Source organism: Alistipes sp. CHKCI003, from assembly GCF_900021155.1.
Taxonomy (GTDB): Bacteria; Bacteroidota; Bacteroidia; order Bacteroidales; family Rikenellaceae; genus Alistipes; species Alistipes excrementavium.
In genome coordinates this window covers 16,520-35,280 of sequence record NZ_FCNT01000012.1, presented here as the reverse complement: position 1 = coordinate 35,280, position 18,761 = coordinate 16,520, and the positions used below count along the sequence as shown (strand labels likewise).

Annotated in this window: 17 protein-coding genes; 6 read left to right on the top strand and 11 right to left on the bottom strand. The window is 54.1% G+C overall.

Features of this window, described 5'->3' with window-relative positions; genetic code table 11:
- Nucleotides 1-3 precede the first annotated feature (3 nt).
- The 3 genes from BN3659_RS01375 (at nucleotide 4) to BN3659_RS01365 (ending at nucleotide 5,859) form a co-directional block, all read left to right on the top strand.
- On the top strand, nucleotides 4-3,099 hold the full coding sequence (locus BN3659_RS01375) for an efflux RND transporter permease subunit (RefSeq protein ID WP_091533965.1): 3,096 nt from the start codon (nucleotides 4-6) through the stop codon (nucleotides 3,097-3,099).
- Nucleotides 3,096-4,490: an efflux transporter outer membrane subunit gene (locus tag BN3659_RS01370; protein WP_091533963.1), complete on the top strand. Its 1,395-nt coding sequence runs from the start codon at nucleotides 3,096-3,098 to the stop codon at nucleotides 4,488-4,490. Before BN3659_RS01375 ends, BN3659_RS01370 begins: the two co-directional genes overlap by 4 nt.
- Nucleotides 4,491-4,959: 469 nt before the next feature.
- Nucleotides 4,960-5,859, top strand: coding sequence for an arginase family protein (locus BN3659_RS01365; RefSeq protein WP_253181048.1), 900 nt, complete (start codon nucleotides 4,960-4,962; stop codon nucleotides 5,857-5,859).
- Nucleotides 5,860-6,060: 201 nt separating this feature from the next.
- On the opposite strand, the gene BN3659_RS01360 is transcribed toward BN3659_RS01365, so the two are convergent.
- From BN3659_RS01360 to BN3659_RS01340, 4 genes are all read right to left on the bottom strand, one after another.
- Nucleotides 6,061-6,603 (bottom strand): flavodoxin family protein, encoded by a 543-nt coding sequence (locus tag BN3659_RS01360; protein WP_091533962.1) that lies wholly within the window; start codon nucleotides 6,601-6,603, stop codon nucleotides 6,061-6,063.
- 322 nt (nucleotides 6,604-6,925) lie between these two features.
- A complete protein-coding gene (locus BN3659_RS01355; protein ID WP_091534287.1) occupies nucleotides 6,926-7,096 on the bottom strand; it encodes a DUF3008 family protein in 171 nt (56 codons plus the stop codon).
- Nucleotides 7,097-8,245: 1,149 nt separating this feature from the next.
- Nucleotides 8,246-8,989 carry an MvaI/BcnI restriction endonuclease family protein gene (locus tag BN3659_RS01345; protein ID WP_091533958.1) on the bottom strand — a complete coding sequence of 248 codons (744 nt, stop codon included), beginning with the start codon at nucleotides 8,987-8,989 and terminating at the stop codon, nucleotides 8,246-8,248.
- A complete protein-coding gene (locus BN3659_RS01340) occupies nucleotides 8,979-9,281 on the bottom strand; it encodes a helix-turn-helix transcriptional regulator (protein ID WP_091533957.1) in 303 nt (100 codons plus the stop codon). Before BN3659_RS01340 ends, BN3659_RS01345 begins: the two co-directional genes overlap by 11 nt.
- A gap of 100 nt (nucleotides 9,282-9,381) precedes the next feature.
- Here BN3659_RS01340 and BN3659_RS01335 point away from each other — a divergent pair, with 100 nt between their 5' ends.
- Nucleotides 9,382-10,632: a DNA methyltransferase gene (locus tag BN3659_RS01335; protein ID WP_091533954.1), complete on the top strand. Its 1,251-nt coding sequence runs from the start codon at nucleotides 9,382-9,384 to the stop codon at nucleotides 10,630-10,632.
- Between the two features lie 1,189 nt (nucleotides 10,633-11,821).
- Here BN3659_RS01335 and BN3659_RS01325 read toward each other — a convergent pair.
- From BN3659_RS01325 to BN3659_RS01295, 7 genes are read right to left on the bottom strand one after another with little or no spacing between them, the layout of a single operon-like run.
- Nucleotides 11,822-12,388: an NAD(P)H-dependent oxidoreductase gene (locus BN3659_RS01325; protein ID WP_091533951.1), complete on the bottom strand. Its 567-nt coding sequence runs from the start codon at nucleotides 12,386-12,388 to the stop codon at nucleotides 11,822-11,824.
- Between the two features lie 25 nt (nucleotides 12,389-12,413).
- Complete coding sequence (locus BN3659_RS01320; RefSeq protein ID WP_091533949.1) at nucleotides 12,414-13,163, bottom strand: SDR family NAD(P)-dependent oxidoreductase; 750 nt, start codon at nucleotides 13,161-13,163, stop codon at nucleotides 12,414-12,416.
- A 39-nt stretch (nucleotides 13,164-13,202) separates the two neighbouring features.
- The gene (locus BN3659_RS01315; protein WP_091533948.1) at nucleotides 13,203-14,216 is read right to left on the bottom strand and encodes an aldo/keto reductase; all 1,014 of its coding nucleotides are present in this window, start codon (nucleotides 14,214-14,216) and stop codon (nucleotides 13,203-13,205) included.
- A gap of 11 nt (nucleotides 14,217-14,227) precedes the next feature.
- Nucleotides 14,228-14,881, bottom strand: a complete 654-nt coding sequence (locus tag BN3659_RS01310) for an NADPH-dependent F420 reductase (protein ID WP_091533946.1) — start codon at nucleotides 14,879-14,881, stop codon at nucleotides 14,228-14,230.
- The gene (locus tag BN3659_RS01305; protein WP_091533944.1) at nucleotides 14,878-15,744 is read right to left on the bottom strand and encodes an aldo/keto reductase; all 867 of its coding nucleotides are present in this window, start codon (nucleotides 15,742-15,744) and stop codon (nucleotides 14,878-14,880) included. The genes BN3659_RS01310 and BN3659_RS01305 overlap by 4 nt, the downstream gene beginning before the upstream one ends.
- 18 nt (nucleotides 15,745-15,762) lie before the next feature.
- A complete protein-coding gene (locus tag BN3659_RS01300; RefSeq protein WP_091533943.1) occupies nucleotides 15,763-16,059 on the bottom strand; it encodes an antibiotic biosynthesis monooxygenase family protein in 297 nt (98 codons plus the stop codon).
- A 23-nt stretch (nucleotides 16,060-16,082) separates the two neighbouring features.
- Entirely contained in the window at nucleotides 16,083-16,931 is an 849-nt protein-coding gene (locus BN3659_RS01295; protein WP_091533941.1) for an aldo/keto reductase, read from the bottom strand.
- Nucleotides 16,932-17,058: 127 nt separating this feature from the next.
- Here BN3659_RS01295 and BN3659_RS01290 point away from each other — a divergent pair, with 127 nt between their 5' ends.
- Complete coding sequence (locus BN3659_RS01290) at nucleotides 17,059-17,898, top strand: helix-turn-helix domain-containing protein (RefSeq protein WP_091534286.1); 840 nt, start codon at nucleotides 17,059-17,061, stop codon at nucleotides 17,896-17,898.
- A 241-nt stretch (nucleotides 17,899-18,139) separates the two neighbouring features.
- Nucleotides 18,140-18,517 (top strand): hypothetical protein, encoded by a 378-nt coding sequence (locus BN3659_RS01285; protein WP_141682445.1) that lies wholly within the window; start codon nucleotides 18,140-18,142, stop codon nucleotides 18,515-18,517.
- Nucleotides 18,518-18,761: the final 244 nt, after the last annotated feature.

Sequence of the window (18,761 nt, the reverse complement as noted above, 5' to 3'; positions counted from 1 at the left end):
CCCATGAAGAGCGATTTTTTCATCGACCGGCCCGTCTTTTCGACGGTGCTGTCGCTCGTGATCGTCATCGTCGGCGCGATCGGTCTGGCGCTGCTGCCCGTGGATCAGTATCCGCAGATCGTGCCGCCCGTGGTCCGCATCTCGGCCTCCTATCCGGGTGCCGACGCGCAGACCGTAACGCAGGCCGTGGCCACCCCCATCGAACAGGAGCTCAACGGTACGCCGGGCATGATCTACATGGAGTCGTCGAGCTCCAATTCGGGCGGTTTCTCGGCCACCGTAACGTTCGACATTTCGGTCGATCCCGATCTGGCGGCCGTCGACATTCAGAACCGTCTGAAAAAGGCCGAGGCGCGTCTTCCGGCCGAAGTCGTGCAGAACGGCATATCGGTCGAAAAACAGGCCGCCAGCAAGCTGATGACCATCACGCTGCTTTCGTCCGACCCCAAGTTCGACGAGATCTATCTGTCGAACTACGCGACGCTCAACGTGCTCGACATGCTGCGCCGCATCCCGGGCGTGGGCAGCATCTCGAACGTCGGCAGCCGCTACTATGCCATGCAGGTGTGGGTGATGCCCGACAAACTGGCCGACCTCGGTCTTACGGTGCAGGACTTGCAGTCGGCGCTCAAGGACCAGAACCGCGAGTCGGCGGCCGGCGTGCTGGGACAGGCGCCGATGAACGGCGTGGACGTAACGATCCCCATCACGGCGCAGGGACGCCTCTCGTCGGCGGGCGAATTCGAGGACATCGTCGTGCGGGCCAACCCCGACGGGTCGATCATCCGTCTGAAAGACGTGGCGCGCATCTCGCTCGAAGCCTCGTCGTACAGCACCGAGAGCGGCATCAACGGCGGAAATGCCGCCGTGCTGAATATCAACATGCTGCCCGGAGCCAACGCCATGGAGGTCGCCGAGTCGGTGAAAGAGGCGATGGACGAAATCAGCCGCAACTTCCCCGAGGGAATCACCTATGAGATTCCCTTCGACATGACTACCTACATCTCCGAGTCGATCCACCACGTCTATCGCACGCTCTTCGAGGCGCTGCTGCTGGTGATCGTCGTGGTCTACCTCTCGCTGCAAAGCTGGCGCGCCACGATCATCCCGATCGTCGCGGTGCCGATCTCGCTGATCGGTACGTTCGGCGTGATGCTCATCTTCGGTTTCTCGCTCAACATGCTGACGCTGCTCGGACTGATTCTGGCCATCGGTATCGTCGTGGACGATGCGATCGTCGTGGTGGAGAACGTCGACCGCATCATGAACGAAGAAGGGCTCTCGCCCTACGAGGCGACCAAGAAGGCGATGCGCGGCCTCGGTGGCGCCCTCGTGGCCATGTCGCTTGTGCTCTGCGCCGTTTTCGTGCCCGTGAGCTTCCTCTCGGGCATCACGGGGCAGCTCTACCGTCAGTTCACCATCACGATCGCCGTGTCGGTCATCATCTCGACGGTGGTGGCGCTGACGCTCAGTCCGGTGATGTGTTCGCTCTTCCTGCGGCCCGACAGCGGAGCGAAGAAAAACCGTCTGTTCCGCCGCATCAACCTCGCGCTGGCGAAGAGCAACAACTTCTACGGCCGCATGATTCAGGGGGCGCTGGCGCATTCGCGGCGCATGTTCGTCGCATTCGGCATCGTGCTCGTGGGGATCTGGCTGATGAACCGTCTCGTGCCTCAGAGCTTCATGCCGCAGGAGGATCAGGGCTATTTCACGGTCGAACTGGAGCTGCCCGAAGGGGCTACGATCGAACGCACGCGCGAAGTAACCGACCGTGCGATGGCCTTTCTGATGGCCGATCCCGATGTGGAATACGTGCTCAACGTTACGGGATCGAGCCCGCGCGTGGGGACCAATCAGGCCCGCAGCCAGCTCACCGTGATCCTCAAGCCGTGGGACGAACGCGAATCGGAAGGTATCGACGAGGTGATGGCCCGCGTGCGCGCCGAACTGCGCCGCTACCCCGAGAGCGAAGTCTATCTTTCGACGCCCGCGGTCATCCCGGGGCTCGGCACCTCGGGCGGTTTCGAGATGGTGCTCGAAGCGCGCGGCGACATGGGATATGCCGACTTGCAGCGGGCGGTGGATACGCTGATGCTTTACGCTTCGAAACAGCCCGAGCTGACCGGTCTCGCCTCGTCGATGCAGGGCGATATTCCGCAGCTCTACTTCGACGTGGACCGCGACAAGGCCCGCATGCAGGGGGTCTCGATGTCCGACATTTTCTCGACGATGAAAGCCTTCACGGGGTCGATCTACGTCAACGACTTCAACATGTTCAACCGCATCTACCGCGTCTATATTCAGGCCGAGGCCCCCTACCGCGCCCGCCGCGACAACCTCAATCTCTTTTTCGTGCGCGGTACGGGCGGAACGATGATCCCCGTTACGTCGCTCGGCACGACCTACTATACGACCGGTGCCGGTACCATCAAACGCTTCAATATGTTCAACGCTGCGACCATCACGGGCGAGGCGGCCCACGGTTACAGTTCCGGACAGGCGATGGAGACGCTCGAACGGATCGTGCGCGAACGGCTGCCGTCGTCGGTGGGCGTCGAGTGGAGCGGCCTCTCCTATCAGGAGAAGCACGAGGGCGGGCAGACGGGCGTGGTGCTGGCGCTGGCTTTCCTGTTCGTCTTCCTGTTCCTCGCGGCGCAGTACGAGAGCTGGAGCGTGCCCGTGGCGGTGATCCTCTCGCTGCCCGTGGCCGGCATCGGAGCCTATCTGGGCATCTGGCTCTGCGGGTTGGAAAACAACATCTACTTCCAGATCGGTCTGGTGATGCTCGTGGGTCTGGTGGCGAAAAACGCCATTCTGATCGTCGAATTCGCCAAGGAGGAGGTCGAGAAGGGGCGCGACGCCGTAGCGGCCGCGCTGACGGCCGCACGTCTGCGCTTCCGCCCCATCGTGATGACTTCGCTGGCCTTCATCCTCGGTCTGCTGCCGCTGGTCTTCGCCTCGGGGCCCGGTTCGGCGAGCCGTCAGGGCATCGGCACGGGCGTCTTCTTCGGCATGTTGGTGGCAATCACCTTCGGCATCGTCTTCGTGCCCTTCTTCTTCGTATGGATTTACCGGATCAAAGCTAAATTGAAACGATGAAACGTTTGATTGTCCTGTTCCTGTCTGCGGCGGCTTTCGCTGCCTGCTCGCCCGTGCGGCATTGCAAGACGCCCGAGCTCGACCTGCCCGAACGGCTTGCGGGCGCCGACGGCGATTCGCTGACGGCGGCCGATCTGGGCTGGTGGCAGTTCTACGGCGATCCGGTCCTTCGCCGGATCATCGAACGCACGCTGGCCGAAAACAAGGATATGCTCGCCGCCGCAGCGCGCGTGGAACGCATGCGGCAGATGTACCGCATCGACAAGGCGGGCCGGCTGCCCGATTTCACGGCTGGCGTATCGGCCGATAACGAGACGAACGACTACTACGGCGAATCGTCGGTCCGCGATCCCGAATTGGGACTGAAGGCGTCGGTTTCGTGGGAACTCGATCTTTGGGGCAACCTGCGCTGGGCCAAGCGCAAAGGAGCGGCCGAATACCTCGCTTCGGTCGAGGACCGGCGTGCGATGCGCATGACGCTCGTGGCCGAGGCGGCCTCGGCTTATTTCCGACTGATCGCGCTGGACAACGAACTTGCCATCGTGCGGCGCACGCTCGCCACCCGCAGCGAGGGGCTGGATCAGGCGCGGATTCGTTTCGAAGGGGGGCTTACGTCCGAAACCGTCTACCAGCAGGCTAAGGTGGAATATGCCGCGACGGCTTCGCTGATCCCCGATCTCGAACGGCGGATCGAAATCACGGAAAACGGGCTTGCGCTGCTCATGGGGGAGAATCCCGATCGGAGTGTGGAACGCGGTTCGCTGGACATCGAGGCCGAGCTGGCCGACAGCCTGCCCGTGGGGCTGCCGTCGGAACTCCTGCAGCGGCGGCCGGACGTGCGTTCGGCCGAGCAGCAGCTTCGTGCGGCGATGGCCGGTGTCGGAGTGGCTTATGCCGACCGTTTCCCCCGACTGATGTTCCGGCTGACCGGCGGTTGGGAGAACAATGAGCTCAGGGGTTTTTTCAGCTCTCCGTTCTCCTATGTCATCGGGGGGCTGGCTTCGCCCGTCTTCGGCTTCGGCCGCAAGCAGGCCAAATACCGTGCTGCGATGGCCGCCTACGACGAGGCGCGCTATGCCTATGAAAAGAAAGTGCTCGAAGTGCTGAAGGAGGCGGACGACGCCGTCGTTACCTACCGCAACAGACGGCGCACGGCAGCCTTGCAGGTCAATCTGCGCGATGCCGCACGCAAATACGTGGAGCTGGCCAACCTCCAGTACCGGAGCGGCAGCATCAACTACCTCGACGTGCTCGATGCCCAGCGACGCTATTTCGATGCGCAGATCGGCGTGAGCAACGCCGTGCGCGACGAACACCTCGCATTGGTGGAGTTATACAAAGCGCTGGGCGGCGGCTGGAGTCTGGAAGAGCCCGATGCGGAGGGACGATGACGAGCCTGAAAAATGCAATCGGCCGGAAAGAGACATGCGCAGAGACGAAAAAAGACGCAGGCGCATTCTCTGCCAATCGAAGGTACGCCTTTTACCCAATCTCGACAAAGAAAAACGCCTACGCTTCGCGCAGACGTTTGACCTATTGTTTCTGAGATTGTAGGAAAAATTGGCGTTTTTCGATTCAAAACAATAGCAAACGCTATATATTATCGGAACAAAATTACGCATTGTCGACCGTAAAAACAACGGCGGGAGCCGAATTTGTTCTGTTTGCGTCTTTTTATCTTACGATAGGGCCGAAAAACGCACTGAGGATATTCCCTGCTTCGGTCTGCCCTGCCGGACCGCATGGCGGCTGCGGATTTGCACGGATCCTTTCGGGACGTTATCTTTGCGGGGGCCTGCCGCGTGTATGCCGACGGGGCGGTCCGTTTGCCGGCCGCGCCGCAGCGTCCTGCTGATAAATATGAAATTGCTGAAATTCACGACGATTATGAACGACGATAAACGAATCGTCCGCCTGCTCTACCCCCAGTGGCAGGGAGGTGTCGTGGCGCATTGGATGCCCGATATTCCTCCGGAGGACGCCGCGCGGGGATACTATCTGGGAGCGCATCTTCTGGCGATGCTCGCTCCCCCGACCACCGACAGGATCGTGGAGGTTCCCGTCGCGCTCGACGGAGACGACCGTGCCGCGGAGAACGGGATCAGCGGCTATCGGGCGATTCTGCGACAGACGGAAGCGGCACTCGCTCTGATGCGGGAGTACGATCCCGACCGGATCGTTACGCTCGGCGGCGAATGCTCAGTGAGCGTGGTGCCGTTCACCTATCTGGCCTCGAAATACGGCGGGGATGTCGCCGTCGTCTGGATCGACGCACATCCCGACGTTACGCTGCCCTTCGACGGTTACGAGGGGTATCACGCGATGGCATTGACCGCCTGTCTGGGGCTGGGCGATCCGCAGCTCATGCGGCTGCTGCCCGCGAAATTCGACGCTTCGAAGGCTCTGATCGTCGGCGTGCGTTCTTGGGACGACGGGATGAAGCGGCGACAGGAGGAGCTGGGCGTCGCAGGGCTTGCTCCGGCCGAAGTCCGGGCGGATCGTTCGGCCGTTTCGGATTGGCTGAAACGTTCGGGGGCGTCGAAAGCGGTCGTACATTTCGATCTCGACGTATTGGATCCGTCCGAGATCGTTGCCGGCGTAGGCGTCGAGCCCGACGGATTGCGGATCGACGAGGCGGTGCGGATCATCCGCGATATTGCCGCCGAACACGAGCTGGTAGGGCTTACTGTCGCGGAACCCATGCCGCGCGTAGCGCTCAAGCTCCGGAACATGCTCGCGGAGCTGCCTCTGATGAAGTAGGCGGCCGCTCCGCATCGGATCGCTCCGGTCGGGGACCCTCCCCGACCGGAGCGATCCATACCCTACTCTTCGATTCCGTAACCGTCCCGTCGATCTATCCGGCGGCCTTCCGTGCGCGAAACGGCACCGGACGGATGTCGGACCGTGCGGCGGTCTTGCGTTCGCGGCGGATCGCAGCGCATGCGGGATGGCGGCGGACGTTTAGCGGATTCCTTTCCCGGCTTCGTAGGCTTCGCGCATGGCCGGTTTGCCGGCGATCTCTCCCGCGTGCCAGACGCCTGTGCCGTAGACGACGCCTCCGACGGTCGGGCCGTCCAGACAGTCGAGAAAGCCCTGAAACGTGTCGACCGTGCGCAGCATCTTCCGGCGGTCGTCTTCGGCAGCCGTTACGATGAACCGGAACTCTTTGTTTTTCAGTTCGGTGTAACGTCCGCAACAGCGGTCGATGAGCGTCTTCATCTGGGCGCTCATCGTGTAGAAGTAGACGGGCGTGGCCATGACGATAACATCCGCCGCGACCATCTTTCCGACGATTTCGGCGGCATCGTCCTGCTGAGGACAGGGTTTTCCGTACAGACTGCATGTCCCGCATCCGGTGCAGTAGCCGATGTTCTTGTCGCGCAGGAAGATCTTTTCGGTGTCGTTTCCCGCATCGGCGGCTCCGCGCAGAAATTCGTCGCACAAAGTGTCCGAGTTGCCGCCCCTGCGGGGGCTCGAAGAGAGTATCAATACTTTTTTCGCCATAATACCATTTATTTAAGTTCGGAAACCGGGTCCGGCTGTCGCCGGCCGAGGGGCGGTTGCACGCCCGTTCCGCCACCGGGACTTCGGCTTCCGGTTTCACGGACAAAGATACGCACCCGCACCCGATGGCGTGTGATACGTATTACGGATAAAACTACCCGAAATCCTGTTTGCATCCGGATGCGTCTGCCCGACGCCGTTCTGCTCGGCGGAGAGGCCGTGCCGACAGAGCGCACTCCCGGCGGGCGCACGCGGCGTTCTCCGGTCCGGGAAAGAACCGGACCGGCGCCTTCGGCGACGGACCTCGGAGAGTCGTCCGCGTCTATTTCGGCTTTTTGTCGGACAGGGGCTTTTTGGCCATATCGGCCAACTCGCGCTCGGTCATACTCTCGGCGACGTGTTTTACTTCGGTGCTGGGATGTTTGTTTTCGCCTCGTTTATAGGCCAGAGCCGCGCCCATGAGCCTGCGTTGTTTTTCACTTTTGGCTGGCATGACGATACCGTTTGGTTTATACGCTCTGCCGACTCCAAATTCGAAGCCAAAATGAATAGCCCGGCGAGAGAGTGTGGAGGCGCAATCGTTTTCCCGCGGTTCGTATCCGCATGCCGCGGCCGGATGTCCGGGTCCGCGTTTTCGTAGGCCGTCCGTTGCGACGGCCTTCCCGCATATCGTTGCCATGCCCCGTGTCTTCCTGCATCGCATGTTCCGGACGCGAGATCCGAATCCCTGAAACCTACGGTTGATTTTCCGTATTCGAGGCCCGATCGAGTTTATTGGGAAATTGGGCTGTCGGATTTTGGACGGGTTCTCTGTATTTAACGCAAAGTGCGATCCTTCGGTTGCGGAACACGGCGTTTTCTGTCTGGGGCGATGCGTCGCGTCCATTTCGGATGCGGCGGCGAATGCGGTTTCGCCACCGCTCACTTTCGAGCGATCGTTTCGAGTGCCGGTCCGATTCGCTCGTTTCATCCTGCGGAATGTCGTTTGTTTGCTCCTGAGCGTTCCCCATGCCTGCATCGTGAAGCCGTCCATGATCGAAACGTATGTTTTGCAGCGCGGCCACGGAACCCGATCCCATGAAATCGCATCCGGAGAGTGCTCCTAAACAGGGGCTTTCGTTGCGACCGCGGCGGTCTCGACGCACAGCGGCGATGCCGGCGCGATACCGATCTGCCGGTTTTCCGACCGTCCGTCCGGCGATGCGGCGGACGTATCCGGCAAACCGTCGGTTAACGGCCCCGTCGAGAAACCGTCGCATCCGAATCCGGCCCCTGCCGATCCGGCGACGGATCGCCGGGCCACGGTCCGTATCGCAGCCACGGATCGCACGGTTCCCGTCGGCCGGGGCGTTCCGTTATCCGTCGGCCGCCACGAACGAAAAATCCTCACGACAAGGTGATTGGCCTGCCGCAAGGATTCGGTCGTCTGTTCTGCGAGCGGAAAACGGGATTCGAACCTATTCCGTTTCCGTGTTATATATCAATATGTTGTGATTGATTGTCCGCTTTTGGGTCATTGATTCGTTGAGATTGCCTTACGCCTCAATGCTTTTCCATACTGCATAGCGAAGATAATGATTTTTTACAAATTCTGCAATGTTAAAATTTAAACAGCTATGGGAGATTAACTATACAAATCGTATTACTGTATCTCTATTTTTTCTTCATAAAGAGAATATAAATCCGCTGGCTTTATTCTAAAACCAGTTCCATGGTCATGGGGCTTACCTTTGTTTTTGCCACTTTTATATGATCCGATACGAATATCTATCATTACTTTGCCTTCATCAATTAATTGTAGTAGTTTACTAATAGATGGTTTTAAATAAATCTCCGCCTTCGTATAATGAAAATATTCCTCTCCATTCTCTATTTTTGAATCTGCGTACACAAAAAACAGAGCCTTAAGTTTAGAGTTTAAGCACATATCCAGTTCTTCATAAGTCCAGTAAGCAGATCTATCAACTTCGTGAGATTGAAAATTCCTAACTTCTATAACCACTCTTTGGTTGACTTTGTCATTTATTATAATAAAGCCGTAAATTTTTCTATAAGTGTTACATTTATTGGAGAATATTGAAGTGTGTAACCTTTTTAGATTAGGATTATCTTTATAATTTTCCCCATATTTGTCCCTTAAATAAGTATTTACTTTGGGTGGATGAGAGGGACTTTTTGTAAATAAAGTCAAGTACGATGCTGTTTCGGCTCTTTTGCTTTTAACCTCAAATCCGGCAAAATCAGGAGCTTTGTTGTTATTCTCATCGACACCGAGATAATCCTCAAAGGTCTTGCCTATACCCGTATTATGAGTTCTGCGGCTTTTGAGATACCCCAAAGCCTTGATTCTGTTAAATTCACTAACGATCAGCTCCTTATCCATCATATTCTACTAATTTTTCAATTAAACGTTTTACAAGTTCATTTTTATCCAGTTTAAGCTCTTCTTCATTAAGGAACACGGATTCAATGGGATAACTAAATTCTCGACACAAGATACTTATTTGCTTAAGAGTGTACTTATGTGGAAACTTGGGACTTTCAATGTTTCCGATTTGTCCATAGCTATTTATCCCCAAAAGATCACTGACAAGAGCCTGTGTCATATTTTGATTTTGTCTTAACTCTTTTAAGGTATTGATAATTCTTAGTTGATAGTCTGTTTTCTTTACATCCATAATATTGCACTCATTTTGAGAGCAAAAATCGGAAACAAAAAAGTTTAATCCACTCTCATATTGAGAGTAATTTCTTATATTTGCAAAAATATTTGAGACAATGTATAGAAGAGAATATACGTCAGATTGGGATTTTAGGGATTCAAATACTAAAGAATATACACATTGCTATCATAACTATCCTGCAATGATGATTCCGCAGATTGCAAGGAGATTAATTTGCGATTTCGCTCCTGAAGGTTCGGTAAGTATGATTCTGGACCCATATATGGGGTCAGGAACAACTCTCGTTGAGGCTGCAATAAAAGGGATTGATTCGGTAGGAATAGATGTCAACCCGTTGGCTCGTTTTATTGCAGAAGTCAAGACGACTAAATTCAATATCAATGAGGTTGAAGAATCATTTAATTATATATTAAGGAAGATAGATAGTTTTGATATTAGCGCTTGGAAATATGTAGAAACGGATTTTAAGCACATAACTAAACATGACTATTGGTATAGCAAAGAGAACTTAATAAAATTGAAATACTTATCATCGGTAATCGACAGTATGGAATTCGCGGCTACCAAATCGTTTTTCAATCTTGCATTAGCGGAAACCATAAGAGATGTTTCATTTACTCGGAACGGAGAGTTTAAACGTTATCGAATTGAGGCCAATAAAATTCCGACCTATAATCCGAATCCATTCGTTTTGATCGCAGATAAAATAAAACGGAATTTGGATGGTTTAAACAATTTTTTAAAAGATGCTTCGGAATTTACGGTAAACATATCCGACTGCAACAGTGTGTATGAGATACCCCATTCGTTATTAGCCAAAGAGAGTGTCGATATGGTAGTAACCTCGCCTCCCTATGGAGACAGTCGGACAACCGTTGCTTATGGACAATTCTCAAGATGGGCAGGTGAGTGGTTTCGGTTTCCTAATGCGAAAAATATAGACCGGACCCTTATGGGGGGGATGCCTAAGAAAATCGACTCCATAGACACAGTTGCTTTGGCGACGGAACTGGAACAGATAAAACAATCTGACATAAAACGATATTACGAGGTCACTACATTTTTAGACGAGTATTCTCGGTCTATCGAGAATGTGGCTGGTGTTATTAGAAAGGGAGGCCGAGTTTGTTATGTTGTCGGAAACAGAACCGTAAAAGACGTACAAATTCCATTGGATTATTTTACTGCTGAAATATTTGAGAAACATGGTTTCAAGCACGAAATTACTTATGTTCGCTCCATTCCTAATAAAAGAATGCCAAGCAAAACCAGTCCTTCTAATAAGAAAGGGGCTAATGTTAGCACTATGACCGAAGAATATATCGTAATTATGACTAAGTTATAATTCGAATTTTATTTTAAGTGTCGGGCGTATGCCGATGTGGGAATGCGTTCTGGGAGCAAGTATAAGTTTTGTGGGACACAAAACCTCCGGGGCGTACCGAAGAGTCGCCGGACACCGTAGTAAGGAAAAAACGGCATGAGTATCCAAACATATTTTGATAGACGCTGCAATAAAACGAAGAAAAGCGGCCGTCCGAAACTGCCGCCATGAATGAAACGGGACTGTCCCGCCAAAGTCAATTTCGCCAGAAAGAACTATGCCGAATTGCTGTTCCAACGCAAACGGATCGGTAAGCCTCTTTCCGAGATTGTCTATGAACTGGCAACGTCTATGTCAAAGAAGCCGTGCCGCAAGATGTAGTGCATGCGCTCCGCGCACTGGCCGGTATGGCGAACAAACTGAACCAGCTGGCGCACTTCGCCCATATCCACGACCGCAGTACATCGCCGACGAAAACAGGAGGTTGTTCCGAGAGATAAGCGACCTTATAAGAGAATAAGATTGAACCTTCGGCAAGGATAAAAAGAAGGTGAACCGTCATCGGCTCAGGGGGAAAATGCGGTCAAGTACCGTATCCATGATACCGTCGATGGTGCGTTGAGAGGCTCGACTGGAAGGAGCTGAAAGAGTACCTGTCGGAAAAAGGTATCACAGTAGATTTTACCAGTAAAACCGATGGTAGAATCAAGGGGGGGGGATCTGCGATAATATCTCTTTCAGCGGTTGTCGGATTGACCGTTCCATGACCTACAAAAGCCTTGATCGAAGGCTGAAGGCTGAATGCTGAATGCGGAAAGGGTCGGTATTTGCCGACAGTCCTATTGTATATCCGCACCACTGCCTGATTGGGGACGGCAAGGGACTGACGATGCAGACGGGTAGATTCACCGACAAGGGCCAACAAACGAATCTACAAGCGGCCTTATCGGAACGGACGGTTCATCGGACAGCGGATTTCTCCCTGTCCCAAATATCGGAGAAGCGGTTGAGGAACTGGTTATGCAACCGCATATTGTACCCGCATCCGGCGGTGGAGGTGGCGGAAGCGACAACGACCGGGGATGGAGGGATGATGATAAAGAAAAAGAACATATCCCTTATAAACGAAGAAGGTAAATTATATCTTTTATATAAATAGACACACTACCGTCCACAATTTTAGTGGACGGTAGAAAAACTATCCGTTAAATTAACGGTAGGATGTTTTTTCCAACAACTCGATAAGCCGTTGTGCATGTTGCTCCGATGCAATCTTCTGCTGTTCGATGAGTTCGGGCGAGGTCCGGTTGCCGTAGCTTACGCCGCCTGTATATACATATCCGGCGAACTCCATCTGGCAAAGCCGACAGGTAGCCTTGTAGCAAGGCAGGAAATCTTCGATATCATAGCCCATCGCCCCCTCGCGGCCGTACATCGTTTCGGGTGCTCCCGTCGTGAAGGACAAAACGAGTTTCTTGCCTTTCAGCTTGTCGCCCGTGCTGCCGTGCGAGAATCCGTGCCGGAAGGTCTCTTCCATCCAACGCTCCAACAGGGAAGGGGCAGAGTACCAGAAAAGGGGGTACTGCAACACGATGATGTCGGCACGGAGCAGGCGTTGCTGTTCGGCTTCCACATTGATTTTGAAGTCGGGATAGAGTTCGTCCAGCTTTACGATTTCGGCTTCCGGCAAGCGTCTGGCAAGCGTTTCGAGGATGGTCTTGTTGGCCACCGACGTTGCAAGGTCCGTGTGTCCGCTGATGATTAAAACATTGTTCATATTATATTCGGATTATCATTGTTTATTATGCACCTACACCGCCGTCCACTTTATAGTCGGCTCCGGTTACGAAACTGGCTTCGTCGCTTGTCAGAAAAGCGACGACAGCGGCAACCTCTTCGGGTTGTCCCATTCGACCGAGGGGCACGCTTTTCGTTACCATATCCTTGTGGGCTTTCGCGGCTTCGTCCGAAAGCTCGGTCTTGCCGTAGATAGGGGTTTCGATAGGCCCCACGCCGAGCGAATTGACACGCACGCCGTCGCGTGCCAGCTCTTTTGCCCATGCACGGGTCATGGTATATACGGCCGATTTCGAGGCGGCATAGTTCGCCATCGTTGCGATAGGATTGGTCGTCATCGTGGTGGTGATGTTCAGTATGTTTCCTTTCGCCGCCTTTATCATCGGCAGGCAGGCATGGGTAAGCATCACGACGGTACGCACGTTGATGGCGAATACCTTGTCGTATTCTTCGATCTTCATCTCGGCAAACGGCGTGACGGGCGCCCATCCGGCATTGTTGACGAGAATATCGAGGCGGCCGTACCGCTCGCCGACAGTCTGAACCACCGCCTGTATCCCGGCTTCCGATTCAAGGTCGGCAGCAAGAAAGGTTATCTTATCGCTATGGGATGCTGTTTCGGCGAGTGTCGCTTCCGTGCGTCCTACGATCAATACGTTAGCACCTTCATCGGCCAGACGTCGGGCGATGGCTCTTCCGATACCTGTTCCGGCTCCGGTTACGAGGGCGACTTTGTTATTTAAGGATTCGTACATAATTATTGTTTGATAATTGGTTTGCTTAATCATTCGTTCTCATCGCTCCGCCTTTGCTACTTTCTGCCGGCTTCCTTCGATAGTCCCCAACTTGGCGATATCCTCGTCTGTCCGGTTTCCGTGTATGGTGATATGCCCCAACGCCTCGTTCATGGCGGCGTACTCGGCATCGGTAAGCGCCACTTCCGCAGCACCCAGATTTTCGAGAATACGGGCATCGCTACGCATACCGGGTATAGGAACAATATGACCGGAATACATCACCCAAGCCAAAGAGATTTGTGCGGCGGTGCAATGCTTCTCTTCCGCATAGCGGTTGATAAGGTCGAGCAAAGCAGCGTTGGCCTGCATGTTTTCCTCCGTGTAGCGGCTGATGACGCGGCGCACGTCGTCGCCCTCAAAGGCGGCATGGCGATACTTGCCGCTCAGGAAACCGCCTGCCATAGGCGAATAAGCGACAAAGCCGATGCCTTCAGCCTTGCAATAAGGAATGACGTCGGCCTCCCACTTACGCTCCATAATCGAGTATTCGCTCTGCACGGCTGTTATAGGTGTAACGACATGGGCCGCTTTGAGCTGTTCGAGCGTAGGCTCGGACTGTCCCCATGCACGGATTTTGCCTTCCCGTATCAACTCGCCCATCCAATACGCAACCTCGGCCGGATCGCTCTCTTTCGGGACACGGTGTTCCGTGTAAAGGTCGATGTAATCGGTCTGCAACCGCCGCAGCGATCCTTCCACCGCCTGCCGGATTCCTGCTCGGCTTAATTTGCCTTCCGGTCTTTCCTGTCCGGGCAGAGTTGCAGGGGTGAATTTGGTGGAAATTACCACCTTGTCGCGGAACGGTTTGAGTGCTTTTCCGACAAGTTCTTCGTTCTTGTAACAACTGTATATTTCAGCCGTATCGAAAAAGGTGCAGCCTTCGTCGTAGGCTTTCCGTATCAGCCGGATGGACTCCGTCTCGCTGGGGCACGCGCCGTAGCCGTGCGTGAAGCCCATGCAGCCCAATCCGACTGCCGATACTTCTATATTTCCGAGTTTTCTTGTCTTCATGCTTTTCTTATTTATTGTTTCCTTACTAACCTGAATCCCCACTCCATATTCCCCGTAGCATTCAGGGCAGCGGGCCAGAACGCACCGAGCATTTCGGTGTAGCGCGACATGCTTATGTCGCCCAAATCAAGGGTATCCTCCCAACCGAAATCCTTTAATAGTGCCGCCGCTTCGGCTTTTGCGTCAGCATCGTTGCCGCAATAGAAGCCCGTAATGGCATCCGGCAGTTGTCCCGGATGAACCATCAGGTGATTGCAGAGATAGTTCAGCGTCTTCACGACTTTCGTGTCCGGCAAAAGGTTTTGCGTCTCTTCCCCCAAACTGGTTGTACCGCTCCACCTCGAATCGAGCGCGATATGTCCGTCTTTGTAGATGTACGGATTTGCCAAGTCGATCAACAGTTTCCCGTTCAGATTTTCTTTTCCGGCAGCGTGCAGGGCTTCGAGCGAGTGAATGCCCTGCACGCAGTTGAATACTCTTTCTCCGAATCGGGCCGCATCGGCAAAAGTGCCGTTAAAAGCCCGTTCGCCATTGCTCTTCGTCCGGCTTACAGCTTTTTCATTGGTAGCGCTGCGTGCTCCCATCATGACTTCATGACCGAGTTCGATCAATTTCGTGGCGATAGCATGAGCCACACCGCCCGTTCCTATGATTCCGTATTTCATTTCTTGTTATCCGGGTTAAACTGTTTGTCGTAATTCAACAGGAACTTCACCAATTCCGGGTTGCGGTGCGACCAGCGGAAGTCGGCAGGCTTGTCCAGCGGACGGATGCCCTCCATTTCTTCCACTGTCAGGGCGAAGTCGAACACGTCCGAATTCTGCTCCATGCGTTCGCGGTGCGTGCTTTTCGGAATGGCGATAATACCGCGCTGCACCAAGTAACGCAGGGCGACCTGCTGCACCGTTTTACCGTATTTTTCCGCAAGACCTGCCATCGCGGGACGAGTGGTCAGGTCGGGATCTCCCTGCGCCAGCGGCCCCCAAGCCATGATACGGGTCCCGTAAGGCTTCATCTCCGCTTCGGCATCCCACTGCTGGCTGAACACGTTCGTCTTCAGCTGGTTCACGGCAGGCTTGATTCCGGCATATTCGGCCATATCCACGAAGCGGTCGGGATAGAAATTCGATAGACCGATGGCGCGTACCTTCCCGTCGCGTACAGCCTGTTCCATTGCCCGCCATGTTCCCGGATAGTCGCCGAACGGCTGGTGGATAAGCAGCAGGTCGATGTAGTCGGTGCGCAGCTTGCGGAGCGATTCATGGATGCTGCGGGCGGCCTTTTCCTCTCCGGCATTGGTAATCCAGACTTTCGTCGTGAGGAACAGTTCGCTGCGGGGCACGCCGCATTTGGCGACCGCTGCGCCCACGCCCTCCTCATTGTAATACGCCTGCGCCGTGTCTATCAGCCGATAACCTGCGCCGATGGCATCGAGCACGCAACGCTCGCACTCTTGGGGCGATACCTGAAAAACGCCGTATCCTAATACCGGCATTTCGATGCCGTTGTTCAATTTTACAGTCTGCATATAATTCTGTTTTATGGGTTAATATTCTATTTGGGCGATATCGGCGCTCTGCATGTCGAATGCCTCTCCGGCTTTTTCCGCAATGTCGGTGTGTGTCCGGCTCCGGATCAATACGTCGAAAGCGGCCTTGTCTTTAAGGTCGATGACCATCATCACGGCATCGGGCCGTCCGAACAGTCCGCGCGTGCGGCCTACCGTGATGCCTTCGATTACCGTTTCCTTCTCTTTCATGGCACGCATTTCGGCCATCTTTTGTTCTACCACGTCATCGGGAATCCCTTTTTTGACATTGATGATGAATACATGACGTAACATACTCCTCTGTTTTTCGGTTTCGTCTATTCGTGGATCTTATGCAGCCCTATCCCCTTCACGGTAGGCAGGTCCATGTCGTCGTAAATCGGGCTGCGGCCCGTCTCCAGCGTGGCTATGGCTGCCATTTCCGCATCCGACAGCGTGAAGTCGAGGATATGGAAATTCTCCGCCATCCGTTCCCTGCGCACGGTCTTGGGGATGACCACGATGTTGCGCTGGTTGAGCCAGCGGAGGATAACGGCCCCGACGCCCTTACCGTGCCGTGCGGCGATTTCTTTCAGTACCGGATGGTTGAAAATGTCGTTCTGCCCCTCGGCGAAAGGCGCCCATGCCTCGTGCTGGATGCCTTCCTGCTGCAAAAAAGTATTGGCCGCCTGCTGCTGGAAAAACGGATGCGTTTCAAGTTGATTTACGGCAGGCTTTATTTCGTTGTGCAGGAAAAGGTCTTGCAGACGTTCGTTAGAGAAACTCGTTACGCCGATCGCTCGGATGCGCCCCTCCATATAGAGCCGCTCCATCGCCCGCCATGCGGCATAGTAATTCCCGTAGGGTTTGTGCATCAGGTAGAGGTCGAGATAGTCCAGTCCGAGCTTCTTCATCGAAAGGTCGAACGCCCGCAGCGCATCGTCGTATTCATAGTCCTGCACCCACAGTTTGGTGGTGATGAAAAACTCCTCACGTTTCACTCCCGACCTGCGGATGGCATCGCCCACCTGTTCCTCGTTGAAGTAGGCGGCTGCCGTGTCTATCAGCCGGTAGCCCGTTTCGATGGCACCGGTTACGACCCGTTCCGTTTCGTTTTCGGGAATCTGAAACACGCCGAAGCCTATGGCTGGCATCCTCACCCCGTTGTTCAGTCTTACGTCTTTCATATCTCCTTGATTTGATTTTTCTGCCGCAAAGTTACCGCGCTCTTGTTGTCCCGCTGTTATGAAATTCGAGGAGGAATTTTCACTTTTCGTGGCTTCCAGTTATTTTTGCAGCAAAAGAAAGACAGTTATGGAGCAGACGGACTTCGATGGGATTGTTTTTGCCGACACGTTGCGGGATTTCAACGCCTTGCGCTATGCCGGACAGACCGTACACATTCTTTGCTGCTGCGGCAATATGGGGTTTACCTTTCGAGACACGCGCTACAATATCGCAGCGGGCGATTACGTCATCCTGCCCAATGCGGAATTCGGATCCGGATTCTCCGCATCCGACGATTTCGGAGGCGTTCTGATGAGCCTTTCGGAAGCGTTCGTCGCCTCGATCGCCATCCGCAGCAATTACGGTATCGTCGGGCATCTGTCGCTCCTGCAGAATCCTGTGATGAAACTCTCTGCCCGCGACTTCCGGATATGCGAAGCCGCCCTGCGGTATCTCCGTATGCGTATGGAAGAAAAGGAACATCTGTTCCGCGAGGAATTATTGGGCAGCCTGTTAACTGCGCATATCCTCGACCTTTACGACATACATGCCCGCAGCCGGAATGTGTTGCAGCCTTCTGAACATACCGCTTCGCAGTTGCGTAAATTCATTGAATTGTTATACAACGGTGAATATATGCGAAACCGTGACCTTGATTTTTATGCTTCCCGTCTCTGTATTACCCCGCACTACCTGTCGGAAATATGCCGGAAGGTAAGCGGCCGTCCGGCTACTTATTGGATAGACCGCTTCACCATTCAGGAGATTACCCGCCTGCTTCGTCAAAAGGAATTGCCGCTGACTGCGATTGCCGAGCGTATGAATTTCTCTTCCGTTTCCTACTTCAGTCGCTATGTGCAGAAACGGATAGGAATGCCGCCGTCGGAGTACAGGAATAATCTTACATCAAAGCAATTCAAATTTTGACTTCAGTTTATCTTGTCGGGGTAATACACATCCTAATAAAGACAGAAAAATCACCTGTCAACAATCGATCAAATTTAGGAGTAAAACATACTATATCATACGGTGTATAGATACTGCATCGGAGTGTTTCTGCAAAATTAAAATCGCATTTTGGATTTGCAGGATTTTCATGAGCGGTGATAACTATCACGTAGCATATTCATTTCCGATTGCCGGAATTTTCTTTCAAACGTATCCTATTTTGAAAAAACAGGTTTTTGCCAATCTGTTTCCGCTTCGGGCGGCTGTATATCTCGATACAGGAATACGAACTGCTGGTGGCCGGGCTGCGGACGGAACTCGGGGCACGGACGGCGGGGGCAAGAACCTCATCGCCCGCAGCCCGTTCTGCGGCAAAGAGGGTAAGTTCGGGAGTTTTATCGAAGGGGAGACGGCCCGCAAGAAACCCTTCAGGGCGCATTGTTTCTCGTGCGGCTGTTCGACGACCATCTTGGAGAGGCTGCTCGAAAACCTCGGCCGGATGAACCTGCTGCCGACGGAAACCGCCTCGCTCCCCACACCGCTCGCCAACGTGTTGTTCCCGACGGAGGAAATGCGGGTCGAGGTAGACGACGAATGAAGGCAAAGTGGAATTTGTCCGCGGTAATTTTGGGACTTCATCGGAATATAACGGGAAATAGGGCGTAAGTTGTGATTCGGGCAAGAATGGCATATCGTTTGGCATTGTCCAGAAAGACTTAAATTCCCATGGTGTGCGCCCCGTCCTCGCCTTCTGACGGAAAACCCCGAAACCATACAGCCAAACGGCGGCCATCGGAAACATGGTCGCCGTTTTTTATGCAACGAAAACGAACCGAAGCATG

What these genes read in the sequence shown, in the direction of transcription:
- BN3659_RS01365 (WP_253181048.1), top strand. Translation starts at nt 4,960, where the DNA reads ATGAAATTGCTGAAATTCACGACGATTATGAACGACGATAAACGAATC.
- BN3659_RS01345 (WP_091533958.1), bottom strand. Translation starts at nt 8,989, where the DNA reads ATGATGGATAAGGAGCTGATCGTTAGTGAATTTAACAGAATCAAGGCT.
- BN3659_RS01360 (WP_091533962.1), bottom strand. Translation starts at nt 6,603, where the DNA reads ATGGCGAAAAAAGTATTGATACTCTCTTCGAGCCCCCGCAGGGGCGGC.
- BN3659_RS01340 (WP_091533957.1), bottom strand. Translation starts at nt 9,281, where the DNA reads ATGGATGTAAAGAAAACAGACTATCAACTAAGAATTATCAATACCTTA.
- BN3659_RS01320 (WP_091533949.1), bottom strand. Translation starts at nt 13,163, where the DNA reads ATGTACGAATCCTTAAATAACAAAGTCGCCCTCGTAACCGGAGCCGGA.
- BN3659_RS01305 (WP_091533944.1), bottom strand. Translation starts at nt 15,744, where the DNA reads ATGCAGACTGTAAAATTGAACAACGGCATCGAAATGCCGGTATTAGGA.
- BN3659_RS01375 (WP_091533965.1), top strand. Translation starts at nt 4, where the DNA reads ATGAAGAGCGATTTTTTCATCGACCGGCCCGTCTTTTCGACGGTGCTG.
- BN3659_RS01370 (WP_091533963.1), top strand. Translation starts at nt 3,096, where the DNA reads ATGAAACGTTTGATTGTCCTGTTCCTGTCTGCGGCGGCTTTCGCTGCC.
- BN3659_RS01335 (WP_091533954.1), top strand. Translation starts at nt 9,382, where the DNA reads ATGTATAGAAGAGAATATACGTCAGATTGGGATTTTAGGGATTCAAAT.
- BN3659_RS01295 (WP_091533941.1), bottom strand. Translation starts at nt 16,931, where the DNA reads ATGAAAGACGTAAGACTGAACAACGGGGTGAGGATGCCAGCCATAGGC.
- BN3659_RS01300 (WP_091533943.1), bottom strand. Translation starts at nt 16,059, where the DNA reads ATGTTACGTCATGTATTCATCATCAATGTCAAAAAAGGGATTCCCGAT.
- BN3659_RS01310 (WP_091533946.1), bottom strand. Translation starts at nt 14,881, where the DNA reads ATGAAATACGGAATCATAGGAACGGGCGGTGTGGCTCATGCTATCGCC.
- BN3659_RS01290 (WP_091534286.1), top strand. Translation starts at nt 17,059, where the DNA reads ATGGAGCAGACGGACTTCGATGGGATTGTTTTTGCCGACACGTTGCGG.
- BN3659_RS01355 (WP_091534287.1), bottom strand. Translation starts at nt 7,096, where the DNA reads ATGCCAGCCAAAAGTGAAAAACAACGCAGGCTCATGGGCGCGGCTCTG.
- BN3659_RS01325 (WP_091533951.1), bottom strand. Translation starts at nt 12,388, where the DNA reads ATGAACAATGTTTTAATCATCAGCGGACACACGGACCTTGCAACGTCG.
- BN3659_RS01315 (WP_091533948.1), bottom strand. Translation starts at nt 14,216, where the DNA reads ATGAAGACAAGAAAACTCGGAAATATAGAAGTATCGGCAGTCGGATTG.